This is a genomic window from Staphylococcus simulans, from assembly GCF_002994445.1.
Classification (GTDB): Bacteria; Bacillota; Bacilli; order Staphylococcales; family Staphylococcaceae; genus Staphylococcus; species Staphylococcus simulans_B.
The window spans coordinates 261,594-277,245 of sequence record NZ_MRZJ01000003.1 but is presented as its reverse complement, the minus strand read 5'-3'; the positions used below and the strand labels follow the sequence as shown (position 1 = coordinate 277,245).

Sequence of the window (15,652 nt, the reverse complement as noted above, 5' to 3'; positions counted from 1 at the left end):
TATGGCAATTCAAGTTTTAGTTAATATTTTACTTGCTATATTTTGGCTGTTTGTCAATGACAGCTACACTCTTAACAATTTCGTACTCGGATTTATTTTTGGGCTGCTGCTCGTTTACTTAATGCGAAAAATTTTACCTGGTCGTTTCTACATCGTTACTTTATATTATGTGATTAAATTGATGGGGATTTTCTTAATCGAATTAATCAAAGCTAATATCGATGTTATCCGAATTGTAGTAAAACCGAAAATCGACAATAAACCAGCATTCTTTGTCTACGACACAGATTTAAAACAGTCTTGGGAAGTTGTCGTATTAAGTACCCTCATCACTTTAACTCCAGGAACGATTGTTCTCGGTGTCAGTGATGATCAAACGAAAATCTATATTCACTGTTTAGATTTCAGTACTAAGGAAGAAGAAATCGAAGGTATCAAATCGTCATTAGAAAAAGCTGTCAGAGAGGTGGGAGAAGCATAATGTTTGCCTTTAACGTAGTAATTATCATTGCACTTGTCATTGTTGCACTGTCGATTCTAGGTATGCTTGTCCGTGTAATACTCGGCCCTTCTCTTGCAGACCGAGTTGTGGCTCTAGATGCGATTGGTATTCAGCTGATGGCTATCGTCGCATTGTTCAGTATCTTCTTAGATACAAAATACATGATTTCCGCAATACTTTTAATCGGAATTATCGCATTCCTAGGTACAGCTGTTTTCGCCAAATATATGCAGAAAGGCAAGGTGATCGAACATGATAGAAACAGTAATGATTAGTTTAGCATTATTCTTTGTTGTCATCGGAGCGATCATCAGCGCCCTTTCTTCAATCGGTATCCTGCGTCTTAAAGATGTTTACGGACGTTCTCACGCAGCTGGTAAAGCAGCTACATTAGGATCTATGAGTTTGATGCTCGGTGTTTTCTTATACTTTATCGGTAAAGACCACTTTGTCAATCCGCAGTTATTAATCGGGATTTTATTCATTTTAATTACAGGTCCTTTATCCAGCCACTTGATTATCAAAGCGGCATATAAAGTCAAAACACCTTATTCTAAATCAACACAATTAGATGAAATCAATGAAGCACAACAAGAAAAACCAAAAGCTGCTAGTAAATCATAATGAAGATTTCAGACGCTGTAAAAGCTGTTTAATCAGCCTTTACAGCGTCTTTTTTATTGGTTCTAACTTGAGAACAACGATTACTTGTGCTATATTAAATAAATCGAAACTATTACGATTTAAGAAGGTGACGCTATGTCTTGGACAATCGTTGGCGGCGGTATTCACGCTGTAACAATTGCTATAAAATTACGCGCTTCAGGCCTTCCTGCTGAAGCATTAACTATTATTGACCCTCATGACTCCCTGTGTGAACAATTTGATGACTTCTCATGCCGAATCGGTATGCCATTCTTACGCTCACCGCATGTGCACCATGTACATCCCGATCCTTTCCACTTGAAAAAATTCGCCAAACATCACCAATATACCGGAGCAACTTACGGTAAATATCAGCGCCCGCAACGTGATATGTTCATGGACCATGTGCATAAAATGCTGCATGAATTCGATTTAAACAGCCGTCACATTAAAGATATTGCGACGAACGTCGAACAAGTCGATGGGCAATGGAAAGTCGATATGAAAGCACACGACAGTGTTATCAGCGACCACCTCTTATTAGCCATCGGCAGTAATAATATCCCGCACATTCCAGATATGTATCAAAATCAGCCTGATGTACAACATATCTTTGATGATACAGAAACACCTTATCATAATGCGTCTCACGTCATCGGCAGTGGTATCACTGCAGCACATTTAACATTAAAACTGATTGAAGATTCCGCTTCTGATGTAATTCATTTATGGATGAATAAAGATATAGAAGTTTATGATTTTGATGCTGATCCAGGTTGGCTCGGTCCGAAGAAAATGACACATTATCGTGAAATCGATTCATCCAAAGAGCGTTTGAATATCATTGCTCAAGAACGTCATAAAGGATCAATGCCTAAAGAACTATATTTGCGTCTTAAGAAGCATGTACAAGAAGGACAGCTTCAAATACATGTAAATGAAATCAAAGACATTAAGGACCACCAAATCATCACTGACAAAGCAGTGTATGATTATGATACTATTCTGCTTGCGACAGGCTTTAAAAATAATATTATGCAGCTGCCTGTTATTCAAAACTTTGTGCAGCACAACCAAGCACCATTAACAGAAACAAAACACCCTAAACTAAGCGAAAACTTAGAATGGATGCCTGGTGTATTTGTATCCGGTGCACTTGCAGATATAGAGTTAGGACCATTCGCAAGAAGCTTTGCGGGCGGCAGAGAAGCTGCTGACCGTATTGCTAAAGCCTATCTCAATGAAGATGTTAAAGTTTCATAGCAGAAAAAATAAGCATTCCTGAAAAAACAGGAATGCTTATTTATTATGAACGACGCGGCTTCAACATCATCGTTCCTCTCATCACACTGATGATTTGATTGTGTTCATCTACAATATTGATATTCCATACTTGCGTTGATTTTCCGCCATGGATAATTTTTGCAATCGCATAGACATGACCTTCTGTCGCTGAGCGAATATGGTTCGTATTCATTTCTAATCCTACTGGGATGACCTTATTCGTATCTACCATATGTGCAGCACCTACAGAACATGCTGTCTCTCCTAAAGCCATAGAAGCACCGCCATGCAGATAACCAAAAGGTTGTTTCACTTTATCCGTCACCGGCATTTGCACTTTCGCATAGCCTTCTGAGACTTCTAAAATTTCCATTTCTAAGACTTCGAGTAAATTCGTCATTCCATCCGCTCCCCTGCATGTGTATTAACTTTATAATACCATAGCTGCAATAGTACCAAAGACCATTAACGGAATATTATAGAATAAGAAGTTCGGAATACATGTGTCTCTGATGTGGTCGTGCTGACCATCTACATTTAAACCGGCTGTCGGTCCTAATGTTGAATCGCTGGCTGGCGAACCAGAATCGCCTAGTGCACCTGCTGTACCGATTAAGGCAATCAATGCCATCGTACTCATACCCATTTGTTCTCCTAATGGAATGAAAAGCGCTGCGATAATCGGAATCGTCGCAAATGATGATCCGATACCTAATGTTACGATTAATCCAATCACATACATTAAGATGATTGCGATTAATTTGTGGTCGCCTGTCACAGAAGCAATACTTTCTACTAAGCCTTTCACATCGCCTGTCGCATTCATAATACCCGCAAAACCGTTGGCTGTTAAAATAACAACACCGATGTAAGCCATGATTTTAATACCTTCTGTAAACTCTCTATCTAGTTCAATCCATTTGAATGAACGAGATACGAAGAAGACCATCACACCTGCAAGCGCACCGAAAATCATAGATTCCGTAAATGTTTGTACTAAGAATGTCGCTAAGATTGCGACAATCGTTACGCCTAATACATAAGGTTTAAGTTCTTTCGGTGCATTTTCGATATTTTCTTGATCTCTATTATATTTACGAGGTTTTCTGTAGTAGAACAGACCTAAAATCAAACCAACAATATAACCTATTGATGGAATCAACAATGATTTCCATACCATATCAAATTCAATTTGGTGATGTGCTTTTGTAAAGCCTGTTTGAATGATTTGGTGATAAATTTGTCCAAATCCGTATGGGAATAACAGATAAGGGAAGCATAATCCAAATCCAATGACTAAACCGATTTGTCGTCTATCGATATTCAATTCATTAAACAAGCTGAGTAATGGTGGAATAACAATTGGAATAAATGCAATATGTACAGGAATCAAGTTCTGACTGCTCATACTTAAGAGTAATAACGCGACAATTAAAATGACTTTGATTGTCGAACGAGATACTTTTGTATTCTCAGCTTTAATCATATTGATGATTTTGCCGACTAAATAATCTGTAATGCCGCTGTATGAAATTAATGCCGCAAAGCCCCCAAGCAAAGCATAACTCAGTGCGACTTCTGCACCATCTACTATATTTTCTGAAAATACTTTGATAATTTTCTCCACCGGCATTCCTGCCACTAAACCGCCAACTAAACCGCTGACAAACAGACTTAATACAACATTGAGTCTGAATAAACATAAAATAATCATTAATAAAACTGCGATGACTACTGCATTTAACATTTGTGTTACTCCTTTACTACGTTATCGAACTAAAGCGTTATGTTAGTATGATAACAGTCTGCTACTTTGTTGTCAATATCACAATCCAATCTTATCTGATTTATTCTGTTCCTAAATTAAGCAACATTAAATTGTTCCTTTTTAATAAACAGCGAGAACAATAAAATGGCTAAAAGGAAGACACTTCCTGTTATCAAAAAGACCCACCCTTGATGGTTGTTTAATACCATACCAAAGAAAACAAAAGATAAAGGTGTCATCGATTGCGAGATAGCGTTGCATAAACCGAATACTCTGCCCTTAAACTGATCATCTATTGCCTTTTGCATAAAGATCATTGTAGGGACATTAAAAATCGGCAATGAAATACCGACTAATGTCATTACTGCTAGAATCACAATGAATGAGAAAGTATTGCTTTGAATATTTAACAAATATAGACCTAAACCAATGATAGTTAACGCCGCGATGGATAGTGAAATCTGCATCGATCCCTTAAGTGCTTGTTTAATTGGAAATACAGAAAGCACAATCATCATCAGCATCATCGCTAATGTAAAGCTGGATTCAACGAATCCGAATTGCGGTGCAGTTAGTTTCAAAGATTGAATCGAGATAATCGGCATTCCTACCGCAATACAATTGGCTAAAAAGTTGAAAAGCGTCACAAATAAAATTACCGATAATATGAAACGTTTGTTTAATAAATAATGAAAGCCTTCTTTAAAATCAAACCAAAAATTTTGTTCGTTGCGTGAAAGCGTCCCCTTCAAAGGTATAAAATAAATAATCACAATCGCTGTGAGTTCTGTCAAAACATTGAATAATGCTAGTTTTTCAATTGAGACAAAAGAAATCAACACCCCACCAAAAATCGGCGCAATGATACTTATCCCCTTGCCAATGCCTTGAAAGAGCGATATGAATCTTTCAATTCTATCTTCTGCGATTTGCTGCATGTTGGCTGAAATGATATTACTGATGGCACCATCTGTTAGATTTAAAATAATCCCTAAAATGAGAATGTAATAAAAAAAGGAGTGATAAATAAAGACAAATAATACTAAGCTGACAATATTCACAATTTGTGCCGCAGTAATTAAGCGTTTATTGTTCATTGTATCGGTGAATGTCCCAAATAATGGTGCACTGATTATTGTAGATAATGTAACTACCGCTAAATATATACTGAAGAAAGCAGTATTATCTGTATGTTTTAAAATGAAGAAGCTGCACGCAAAGCTGAAAATTTGCGAACCAAATGAAGCAATAACGTCAAATATAATTAAATGAATCGCCTTTTTCGGCATGTGAACCATCTGCTGACTGAAAGTTTAGTTAGCACCTATTATATTTAAATGTCAGAATATTCTCAATATAAATCACATAAAAAATGAGTCGAAATTATGTCTTGATAAATTCGACTCTGAATCATCTATTTTCTTAACCAATCTATCATACTTTGAATTAAAAAGCCTGTAGGACCTTTTGGACCATTATAACTTGCTTTTGAAGTGGTTGCCGGTCCTGCAATATCAAAATGCAAGTGCGGAATCGAGTTGCTGAAATGCATAATAAATGCGGCCGCAAATAAGGCTTTGCCCATGCCGTTGGTATGGTTGACTAAATCAGCAACTTCACTGTTTTTAATTAATGATTGTTCTGTTGCTGTCACTGGCAATTCATACGTCCATTCGCCATTTTGCTGTGTAATGGCTGTGATTTCATTCAACGGTGCTTCAGCGTTATTTTTAAAGACAGCTGCTTTATCAAAGCCAAGTGCCGCAATTGCAGCACCTGTTAAGGTCGCAAAGTCTAAAATAACTTTCGGACGATGCTGTGCTGCTTGGAAGACAGCATCTCCTAACACTAAACGCCCTTCCGCATCAGTGTTCAGTACCTCTACAGTTTCGCCGCTCATAGCTGTGAAGACATCATCTGGTTTCATCGCTTTTCCATTGATCATATTTTCTGCAGAAGCAATAATACCTACAATGTTGACAGGCAATGCTAAACGATGTGCTGCTTCAATCATCCCTACAACATTCGCAGCGCCGCACATATCGAATTTCATTTCCTGCATACCTGGTTTAGATTTAATAGAGTAACCGCCTGAATCATAAGTAATGCCTTTCCCTACTAAAGCAATAGGTGCCGCATCCGCATCTGGTGCGCCGTTATACGTTAATGTGATTAAACGCGGGCCGTTATCTGAACCTTTTCCTACTGCATGAATCAAGCCAAAACCTTCTGCTTGCAGTGTTTGTGCGTCTTTAACATCCACTTCTACAGCTGTTTCTTCAAAGTGTGCTGTAACTAAGTCCGCAAAGTACTCAGGTGTTAATATGTTAGGCGGTATATTGCTTAAATCTCTCGCAATTTTAATACCTTCACCAATCACTTCGCCGTCTTTGATTGCTGTAATTTCATCTGCACCTGCTTCATGCAGTCTCAAACTTAGATGGTAGGGTACTTTCTTGTCGGATTTATAATTATCAAAGACATACAATGATTTCTTGCCTTGCAGACCAAATAATTCTGCCATTTCTGTTTTTTCAATCGCTTTTGAATCGAATGTTGAAAACAGGATATCTGCGTTGTTGACATGTGCTTGTTTGAAGTATTGCAATAAATTGCCGAAAACTTTCGCTGCTTGAATACGATCTAAGTTTTTAAGGTTGCCTAACCCGACAGTAATCAATCGCACACGAATCGCTCCGCTTTCAAAGAATGTAGCACTGACTTTGCCGACTTCACTGCTGATAAGATGACGCTGTTTATATGTATCTAAAGCATCAGTTAAGTCTTCTCCTTGAATAGATACTGCTCCAAGCTGATTTAAATGATCTGGCAACCCTATAACTAATGTGTCGCTCGATAATTGATTTTGCTCATCAAATGTAATTTGTATTGGCATACAAATCCTCCTTCATTATAAAAAAGAGGTTGGTAACCCTGTTGTATCAACAGTTTTGCCAACCTCTTAAAGTCTATTTTTTAGCCGGCTCTTACTTATTCAGCCGAAATATGGTTAATATTAAAATTTACCTTTTTTGAATGCTAAGCCGATACCGCCGATTTTGAAGATAGAACGTGTATCGATAACTTTTTTCATGAATGCAGCTTTTTTGCCTGCAATGTTTCTGCCGTATACAATCCCAATACCATCGTTAGCACCTAATGAGCATACAGTTCCGCGGTTTACGAAGTTGAATGGCTCTTTAGGTTGACCATTTAAGATGTTTTTAATGTTTTGTGCAACGTTTTCACCTTGTTGCATAGCAATTTGTGCTGTTGTCGGTAATGGACGTTCTTCACCTTCAGGAATGTAAGCAGAAACGTCACCGATAACGAATGTTTCTTCGTGTCCAGGTGCAGTTAAGTCTTGGTTAACTACTAAACGGCCACGTTTAACACCGTCAAATGATTCTTCCATTAATTTGCTTCCGCGAACACCAGCAGCCCATACTGAAGTGTTAGCTTCTAATTGTTGCTCTTCGTCTCCCACTTTAACTACGAAGCCTTTTTCGTTCGCACCAACGATTGGTGTACCGATTTTGAATTCAACACCGCGTTCTTCTAAGAAGTTTACAGCGTGGTTCACTAATTCGTCGTCGAACATCGGAAGCATTTTTGGTGCAGCTTCTACACAAGTGATTTTAACTTTATCACGATCTACGCCGTATTTGTTTGATAATTCATCAACACGTTCAGTTAATTCACCTAAGAATTCGATACCAGTGAAGCCTGCGCCACCTACTAAGAATGCAAGATCTTTAGGATCTTTTTCTTTTGAAGATGCATAGTTCGCAAATTTATCTTCGATGTGACGAGATAATTCACGTGCAGTATGGATATTTTCGATTTGGTAAGCATGTTCTAACATACCTTTAATACCGAATGTTTCACTGATAAAGCCTAAACCTACAACTAAAACGTCATAGTTGAAACGACCATTGTTTGTTTCAACAACTTTAGCTGTCGGATCGATTTTTGTTACTTCTGCTTTAAGGAATTTTACTTTATTTTGATCTACAACACTTTCAACCGGATAGATAATATCTTCATAGTTTACAGTACCTGCTGATGCTTCATGTAAAAGTACTGATTCATAGTGATATTCATCTCTGTTGATTAAAGTGATTTCAGCTTCGTCAGCTGGTAAAATCTTTTGTAATTTTGTAACAGTTTGCAATCCTGCATAACCTGCCCCTAAAACAAGAACTTTTTTTGTTTCAGCCATTTTATTCACCTATGCTTTCTTAAATAATTTTATTAGTATACGCTATCTTAATATATACCCCATTTGATTGAAAAAAATGCCAATTAAAGACAAATGCCATTCCTCTTAATTCTATAATTATCTAAACATTTTTTCAAGGCAATACTAAGAAAACCGCAGATAATTTCAGAATTTACTGATTGTCCGATAACACTATTATGGACATAGTTTAATCTATTTTTAAAGTAAAAACATATTTAAACCAAAAAAAGAGCTGAGGTCTTATCCCCCAACTCTTCATCTCATGCCATTTGTGATGTTTTAGCAATCTTCAGGCTGGCCAGCAACTTTGGCAGTTCTGAATGAGCTGCCGCAACCGCAAGATGCAATCGCATTCGGGTTGTCGATTTGGAAACCGCCGCCCATTAATGATTGTTTAAAGTCTATTGTTGTACCTTCTAATACAGGTTTATCGTATTTATCTACTAATACTTTAAGACCGTAGAATTCAATAATTTCGTCATTCTCTCCAGGTGCTTCTTCAGCTGACATACCGTAAGTCAAACCTGTACAGCCGCCGCCGTTTACTTTGATTTTTAAATAACCGTTCGGCATATCATTGCTTTCTAACATACTTTTAACTTCGTATGCTGCTGCTTCTGTCATATTTACTGTAGACATATCCTATTCCTCCTTAAGAAACTACTCGTTCGAAACTAGAAAATCCAAGTTTCTTCTATATGCTTATAAATATTTTGTAATAAGTCGTCTGGCGATTCACCTTCAACAATATCACCATTCACTAATGCATACAAGCCGCTTGAACAAACCCCGCAATTTTGCAGGCATCCGTATTCTAATACGTCTACACCTGGATCTTGTTCCAGCTGGTTATATACATAGTCTCCACCTTTTGCCATATTTGAAATGCAAAATTCTACTATTGGATTCATAATGCACCTCTTGTTATTTTTTAGTCATACAATTATAACATACCTGGTTCAATTTCTCTTGGGTTTCGTATGATTTTTTCTCAATCGAAACATTGTTTGTATGCAACATCAAAAAAGATTATAATAAATGAAAGCATATTTTTAGAATTAACATCTAAAATGACGCTGGTTACAATTTAACATATCTTCCAGTCATCAAGCAGTGATACAGCGTTATATAAATCTTGATTAGAGGGGTTATCGGAATGAAGAATTTAGTAATGTTAGGTGGCGGTTACGGCAACATGCGTATTTTATCGCATATCTTGCCTGATGATTTACCTGAGGACTACACTATCACTTTGATTGATCGTATGCCTTATCATGGTTTGAAACCAGAATATTATGCGTTAGCAGCTGGTACAAAATCAGATAAAGATGTGCGATTAAGTTTTCCGGAATCTGAGAAGCTTAACATCGTTTACGGTGAAATTTCGTCTATTGATTTAGATGAACAAATCATCTCAGTGGGTGACACGAAAGTAGATTATGATGAACTTATTATCGGACTTGGTTGCGAGGATAAGTATCATAACGTGCCAGGGGCAGAAGAATACACATACAGTATCCAGACTTTATCTAAATCACGTAAAACGTATCATACGATTAACGAATTGCCATCGGGGGCTAAAGTGGCAATTGTCGGCGCAGGTTTAAGCGGGATTGAACTTGCCAGCGAATTACGTGAGAGTCGTTCAGATTTAGACATCAAACTGTATGATCGCGGCGAACGTATTTTAGCACGTTTCCCAGAAAAATTAAGTCGTTTTATTGAAAAATGGTTCCATAAACATAATGTGACTGTCGTACCGAATTCCAATATCGACAAAGTCGAACCGGGGTATATTTACAACCACGGCGACCCTGAAGAAGTCGATATCGTAGTTTGGACTGCAGGTATTCAGCCTGTTTCAGTTGTCCGCAACTTGCCGGTAGATGTCAGTAAAAACGGTGCAGTGATTATCAACCAATATCACCAAGTACCAACCTACCGCAATGTCTATGTTGTGGGTGATTGTGCCAACTTGCCGCATGCGCCGAGTGCACAATTAGCTGAAGTTCAAGGCGACCAAATTGCCGATGTCTTGAAGAAACAATGGAAAGGCGAAGCATTGCCTGACAAAATGGATGAACTTAAAGTTCAAGGCTTCCTAGGTTCATTAGGAGACAAACAAGGCTTTGCTTATGTCATGGACAGACCTTTAACAGGTCGCATTGCTTCTATCTTGAAATCGGGTGTTTTATGGTTATACAAATATCATAATGGTTAAAATAGAGGATAAGAAAAGCTCGAGCACTGATATTTAGTACTCGAGCTTTTTTAATGTCTCACACAATTTTAAGCTTGCGCAAAGTGTTCATCTATAAATCTTGTGATTTTTTTGAGTTGTACATAACCATCCGCCACATACATATCATTCATTGTAACTAATGGATAGAACAATTCGTCGTTTTCGATTTGTTCAATATATTGTTGGTCGTGATCTGTTAAGTTTTCTGTATCTTTCAGATAATCGATATATGTGAATTCAAAGTTGATATCTGGATATTTACGTTTTAATAATGCTTGAAGCCAGTCATACGTATCTTTAGATGTCGGCGCATTCACACAACTTGCACACACCACATCTGCCCCATAAACTACTACACTAACTTTAGTCATTTGGTTCCCCTCCATAGATTTTTTTCTCTAAGTCTATTATAATAAATAAACAAGCAAAAAATGAAATTATATACTTGGAAGGAGATATATCCATGCCAACTGAAAATACAACTATGTTTGATCAAGTCGCAGTGGTCATTGAACGTTTACGTCCATTCTTATTAAGAGATGGCGGAGATTGTACATTAATCGATGTTGAAGACGGTATTGTTAAATTACAACTTCATGGCGCATGCAGTTCATGCCCAAGCTCAACTATTACACTAAAAGCAGGTATTGAACGTGCATTACTTGAAGAAGTACCTGGTGTCGTTGAAGTAGAACAAGTCTTCTAATTCATTTAAATAAATCGTCTTACGCGATAAGCACAGCCTGTAAATCCAGCTGTGCTTTTTTATTTTGTCTAGATGATAACACTGTCATTTAATCCATCTTGCAAAATGATAATTCTAATCTGCTTAAGCATAAAAAAACACAAATGATATTAACATACCACTTGTGTTTAAATACATTACTTTTCTTTCATATGATGTGCGACATGCTCATCAATATAAACCCAGCCTTTCCAGCCGATATGAACTGCATCTGTAATAACATACGGTTCATAGTCTTTATCTGTCATGTCATAAATCTTACCGCCGTTTTCAGTAACGGTTTTGTTGATTTTTTTATAAACTGGTTCGCGTTTTTCAATATCTACACCAATATGGTCATACCATTTACCGTTGGCTGGGATACTGATATATTCCACATCAGCCCCTGCCTCTCGCATAGTATCGACTAATAATTTCAAGTCGCTGAATTCTGGTGAGTTGATATTAAATTCATAATCACGATTGATTTTACGTTTATTCGCTTTGATTAATTTCCAATATTTATCACGGATTTTGAATTCATTGGATTGAGAATGTGCTTTGCCGTATTGCGTTGCGACATCTCTCATTTCTGACCATGAGGCCTTTTCATCTGTTACAGGTTTTACATGTTCTAACGGAACATCTTTAAAATTCGCTAAGCTTTTAATCGCTTCGATTTTGACTAATTGATTTTCTTTGAAGTTAGAAATGTAATTCCCATCCGTTTTGCCTTTATTTTCTACTGTTGTTCTTAAAAAGTCTTTGTTGTGGACGTGTTTGAATTGCAGTAAACGTTTTGCATAACGCTGTTTCAATTCATTGCTCATATTTTTTTGGTGGAACAATTGATTAATTTGGTTTTGAGATACACGTGCATCAAAATTTTGATTGGTTAACCCATGGTTTGTAAACCATTGCGGTGAAATAATAAAAGCAAATTTCTTTCCTTTTAATTCATCATAATTAGATGCAAGCTCAATACCATTAACCAAGTCTGTATTCCCACCTGTACCAATTAAGAAAGGTTGGCGAGATGCATTATGTTTGTTTAATGCGACAGCTGGATTAAAAGGATCGTCTTTTTCTAATTCGCTTGATCCGTAAATCGGATAATATTTATCATTATGATTGAACAAGCGTTCTTGAATCAAAGTCCCTTTTAATACTTGGTCTGTTAAAGACATGCGGTTTTCTGCTAGTGTCTTTTGATTAACGAGACCTGTAAACCAGCTAGATGGCAGCAATACAAATATAATGAAGATTGCGCCGCTGATGAATATCGGCAAAAACGGTTTTAATTTTGAACTCATCTAAGTTCTTCTAAAGCTTCAACAATTTTATTCGGAGTCGCCCACTCATCACGATCAAAGTCCATAATAGATACTTCAATGTCTAATTTGTTTTGAATTTCTAACAGTAATCCTACTGTTTGGAAAGAGTCGATAATGCCTTCTTCAAAAATCTCTACATCTGGATTTTCTTTCACGATATCGTTCTCTGCTACTTCTGCTAATAAGTCTAATACTTGGTCTCTAAATTCCATAATATTGTTAAGTCTCCTTTATAATTAAATCAATTTGCCTGAAAAGATTAAGAATCCGAATGTGACAAAGTGGAATGTAATAATAACGCTGAGTGCCGTTGTGAACTTGTTATTAAAACGCGGCGGATGTGTTTTGCGCCATCGCTCATAATAGCCATAGCCGATAAAGCCTGCCGCATGATAAAGTCCGTATACAATGTAATAAATTTCTATTCCGTGCCAAATACCCATGATAAAGAAGTTTATAAAGAAAGCAACATTTGACATCGCAAATTGGCTTTTTAATAATTTCTTTTTAGACATGAAGAATAAAGATCTCATATAAATACAATCACGGAACCAAAATGATAAAGTCATGTGCCATCTGTTCCAGAAGTCTTTAATGTTCTTCGCTTTGAACGGCTGATTGAAGTTAGGCGGCGTTTTAATACCGTAAATATAACTGAATGCTATCGCAAACAAACTGTAGCCTGCAAAGTCAAAGAACAAATACATACTATAGGCATACATGTACAACCAATAATTTGTAAAGCCGTGTAAATTCGCTTGAAGCGGTGTCACACCGTATTGGTTCACAAAATACGCAATAATATATTTGTAAAGGAACCCGAGCATAATCATATGCACTGCTTTTAAAATCAAGCCGCGGTATTCGTCTTTCGTCGGTACCTTTTTATCATCTTTTACAAAACGTTTGTAGCGGTCAATCGGCCCTGATGAAATAGTCGGGAAGAAAGAAATGAATTGGAAGACTTTGCCCCATTTGATTTCTTTGATTGAACCGTCTCTGATTTCCATGATTAACTGCACACTTTTGAATGTAACATAAGAGATCCCTAAGAAACCTACAAATTGAATCAGTTTATGCTCATGGAATTGGATTTGCTGACCGCCAAGCCATGTACTTGTTAAGACTTTAACAATCGCTAAAGGCAAGATAGACAAGGCCATCACGATAAAGAATTTCAAGAATGTATTCTTTTTAGGACGTGAATGGTAATACCACATAATCAGCAAGGCTTGCCATAATACATAGATAACAAAACTAATCAGCTGAATACTTAAATACTTTTGTCCGAACAAGTTGAGCTTGTCAGAAGAAAAGATAAGCACAATCATTATTGCAGTACTTATACCATTATAGATATAGCTTCGCTTACCTAAGAAACCTAAAATAATAACAGGTATAAGAATAATAAATGCAATCAGGAAGAAACTAAACGTACCATAAGGAATCATTAATTAATTTCCTCAGCAATTTTCTTACGGTCTAGTTTTCCGTTGTTCGTTAACGGCAATTGATCCATCCATACAAATTTTCTTGGAATCATGTATTCGGGTAAGCTGGATTTTAATGCTTGTTTTATATCGTGCGAAAGCTGCGCACTGTCTTCAACTGTTTGTGCCGGTACAACAGCACCGATTAATTGAGTGACTTTTCCGTTTTTATAAACCGGTACAACGACCGCTTCTCTCACTAAATCAGATTGACGCAGCACTGACTCGATTTCTTCGAGTTCCATACGATAACCGTTCATTTTGATTTGGAAATCGATTCGTCCTTGGATGAACCAATGACGATGTTCGAATTTAGCTTTGTCTCCAGAACGATACACACGTTGTCCATCTGTTTCGCTGAAGACTGCTTGGTTTTTCTCTTCGTTTTTCAAATAGCCTGCACTGACACTATTCCCTGCAATCAGCAACTCGCCTTCTTCTGTAGTTGATAGTGTCGTACCAGGTCGTGCTTGTCCGACAGGAAGCGGATTAAAACGTTCTAGTACAGATTCTGTAATTTGTACACTTGTGACTGCTACGGTAGCTTCCGTCGGTCCATAAGTATTGTAAATCACAGATGAAGGGAAACGCTGTGCTAATGCTTTAGCTGTACGATGCGGCAAGATTTCACCGCAGAAGAAAAACTCTTTCAAACTTGGATATTGTTTTTCATCTAATGTTGGTAAAAGCAGACACATTTCGATAAATGATGGTGTTGAAACCCATACATTAATCGGTGTAGCTTGCAGCATATCATTAAGCAGCTTAGGCTTCTTAATCATATCCTTATCTACTAAGTTCAAAGTTCCGCCTGTCACAAGAGATGGATAAACGGCCATTACAGACAAGTCGAATGAAAACGGCGCTTGGTTCAACCATTCCAATCCTTCTCCGAACTGATTGAGCGATTTCATCCATTCCGCAAACTCTACTAAGCTGCCGTATTGAATTTGAACGCCTTTAGGTTCGCCTGTAGAACCTGAAGTGAAAATCGTATATACGATATCTTCTGCTTTCATTCGAGGTTCAAACGCAATATTTTCAGCCTCATCCAAAGATGCTGTCGTTAATACTGTGCCTTGCTCGAATGCTAATTGATGGTTGGATACATCAAAGATAAATTCAGGCTGTGCTTTGTTGATAATCATTGCTGTACGATCATCTGGTACTGATGTGTCGATCGGCACATAGCCGCATCCCGCTTTAATACCTGCCAGCATACCCGCAATCATATAAGGCGACATATGACCATATAGTACGATGGGTGTCTTGCTGTCTTGAATCAATGATGCTAATTTGTTTGATAACTCATCCAACTGTTGATAAGTTAATGTTTCGTCTATATGTCTCACTGCTATAGTATCAGGTTGGTTTGTCGCAATACGTCTTAGTGCACTAATAATTTCTGTCATAACTATAC

The 15,652-nt window shown here is 37.3% G+C and carries 18 protein-coding genes; 6 read left to right on the top strand and 12 right to left on the bottom strand.

Going from position 1 to position 15,652, the window contains the following annotated elements; all coding sequences use genetic code 11:
* The first annotated feature begins 1 nt into the window (after nt 1).
* The 4 genes from C7N65_RS06415 (at nt 2) to C7N65_RS06400 (ending at nt 2,410) form a co-directional block, all read left to right on the top strand.
* Complete coding sequence (locus tag C7N65_RS06415) at nt 2-481, top strand: Na+/H+ antiporter subunit E (protein WP_105993646.1); 480 nt, start codon at nt 2-4, stop codon at nt 479-481.
* The gene (locus C7N65_RS06410; protein ID WP_105993645.1) at nt 481-777 is read left to right on the top strand and encodes a Na(+)/H(+) antiporter subunit F1; all 297 of its coding nucleotides are present in this window, start codon (nt 481-483) and stop codon (nt 775-777) included. Before C7N65_RS06415 ends, C7N65_RS06410 begins: the two co-directional genes overlap by 1 nt.
* A complete protein-coding gene (locus C7N65_RS06405; protein ID WP_105993644.1) occupies nt 755-1,126 on the top strand; it encodes a Na+/H+ antiporter subunit G1 in 372 nt (123 codons plus the stop codon). Before C7N65_RS06410 ends, C7N65_RS06405 begins: the two co-directional genes overlap by 23 nt.
* A gap of 135 nt (nt 1,127-1,261) precedes the next feature.
* A complete protein-coding gene (locus C7N65_RS06400; RefSeq protein ID WP_105993643.1) occupies nt 1,262-2,410 on the top strand; it encodes an FAD/NAD(P)-binding protein in 1,149 nt (382 codons plus the stop codon).
* A 43-nt stretch (nt 2,411-2,453) separates the two neighbouring features.
* Here C7N65_RS06400 and C7N65_RS06395 read toward each other — a convergent pair whose 3' ends face one another.
* From C7N65_RS06395 to C7N65_RS06365, 7 genes are all read right to left on the bottom strand, one after another.
* Nucleotides 2,454-2,831, bottom strand: coding sequence for a PaaI family thioesterase (locus tag C7N65_RS06395; RefSeq protein ID WP_105993642.1), 378 nt, complete (start codon nt 2,829-2,831; stop codon nt 2,454-2,456).
* Nucleotides 2,832-2,861: 30 nt separating this feature from the next.
* Entirely contained in the window at nt 2,862-4,178 is a 1,317-nt protein-coding gene (locus C7N65_RS06390) for a Na+/H+ antiporter family protein (RefSeq protein WP_105993641.1), read from the bottom strand.
* 116 nt (nt 4,179-4,294) lie between these two features.
* A complete protein-coding gene (locus C7N65_RS06385; RefSeq protein ID WP_158698104.1) occupies nt 4,295-5,488 on the bottom strand; it encodes an MFS transporter in 1,194 nt (397 codons plus the stop codon).
* A gap of 125 nt (nt 5,489-5,613) precedes the next feature.
* Nucleotides 5,614-7,095, bottom strand: coding sequence for a leucyl aminopeptidase family protein (locus tag C7N65_RS06380; RefSeq protein ID WP_105993639.1), 1,482 nt, complete (start codon nt 7,093-7,095; stop codon nt 5,614-5,616).
* 120 nt (nt 7,096-7,215) lie between these two features.
* Nucleotides 7,216-8,421 (bottom strand): NAD(P)/FAD-dependent oxidoreductase, encoded by a 1,206-nt coding sequence (locus tag C7N65_RS06375; protein ID WP_105993638.1) that lies wholly within the window; start codon nt 8,419-8,421, stop codon nt 7,216-7,218.
* A gap of 300 nt (nt 8,422-8,721) precedes the next feature.
* Nucleotides 8,722-9,081 carry a HesB/IscA family protein gene (locus C7N65_RS06370; RefSeq protein WP_105993637.1) on the bottom strand — a complete coding sequence of 120 codons (360 nt, stop codon included), beginning with the start codon at nt 9,079-9,081 and terminating at the stop codon, nt 8,722-8,724.
* A 35-nt stretch (nt 9,082-9,116) separates the two neighbouring features.
* A complete protein-coding gene (locus C7N65_RS06365; RefSeq protein WP_105993636.1) occupies nt 9,117-9,353 on the bottom strand; it encodes a YuzB family protein in 237 nt (78 codons plus the stop codon).
* Between the two features lie 245 nt (nt 9,354-9,598).
* On the opposite strand from C7N65_RS06365, the gene C7N65_RS06360 reads away from it, so the two are divergent.
* Nucleotides 9,599-10,663: an NAD(P)/FAD-dependent oxidoreductase gene (locus C7N65_RS06360; protein WP_105993635.1), complete on the top strand. Its 1,065-nt coding sequence runs from the start codon at nt 9,599-9,601 to the stop codon at nt 10,661-10,663.
* A gap of 68 nt (nt 10,664-10,731) precedes the next feature.
* Here the strand turns inward: C7N65_RS06360 and C7N65_RS06355 are convergent, their stop codons facing one another.
* Nucleotides 10,732-11,055, bottom strand: coding sequence for a YuzD family protein (locus C7N65_RS06355; RefSeq protein ID WP_105993634.1), 324 nt, complete (start codon nt 11,053-11,055; stop codon nt 10,732-10,734).
* A gap of 92 nt (nt 11,056-11,147) precedes the next feature.
* On the opposite strand from C7N65_RS06355, the gene C7N65_RS06350 reads away from it, so the two are divergent.
* Nucleotides 11,148-11,390, top strand: coding sequence for a NifU family protein (locus C7N65_RS06350; protein WP_105993633.1), 243 nt, complete (start codon nt 11,148-11,150; stop codon nt 11,388-11,390).
* A gap of 176 nt (nt 11,391-11,566) precedes the next feature.
* Here C7N65_RS06350 and dltD read toward each other — a convergent pair whose 3' ends face one another.
* Genes dltD through dltA form a run of 4 tightly spaced genes read right to left on the bottom strand, consistent with a single transcriptional unit; the run spans nt 11,567 to nt 15,644 of the window.
* A complete protein-coding gene (dltD, locus tag C7N65_RS06345; RefSeq protein ID WP_105993632.1) occupies nt 11,567-12,721 on the bottom strand; it encodes a D-alanyl-lipoteichoic acid biosynthesis protein DltD in 1,155 nt (384 codons plus the stop codon).
* Nucleotides 12,718-12,954 (bottom strand): D-alanine--poly(phosphoribitol) ligase subunit 2, encoded by a 237-nt coding sequence (gene dltC / locus C7N65_RS06340; RefSeq protein ID WP_002433359.1) that lies wholly within the window; start codon nt 12,952-12,954, stop codon nt 12,718-12,720. The genes dltD and dltC overlap by 4 nt, the downstream gene beginning before the upstream one ends.
* Nucleotides 12,955-12,978: 24 nt before the next feature.
* A complete protein-coding gene (dltB, locus tag C7N65_RS06335; RefSeq protein WP_105993631.1) occupies nt 12,979-14,193 on the bottom strand; it encodes a D-alanyl-lipoteichoic acid biosynthesis protein DltB in 1,215 nt (404 codons plus the stop codon).
* A complete protein-coding gene (gene dltA / locus C7N65_RS06330) occupies nt 14,193-15,644 on the bottom strand; it encodes a D-alanine--poly(phosphoribitol) ligase subunit DltA (protein ID WP_105993630.1) in 1,452 nt (483 codons plus the stop codon). The genes dltB and dltA overlap by 1 nt, the downstream gene beginning before the upstream one ends.
* Nucleotides 15,645-15,652 lie beyond the last annotated feature (8 nt).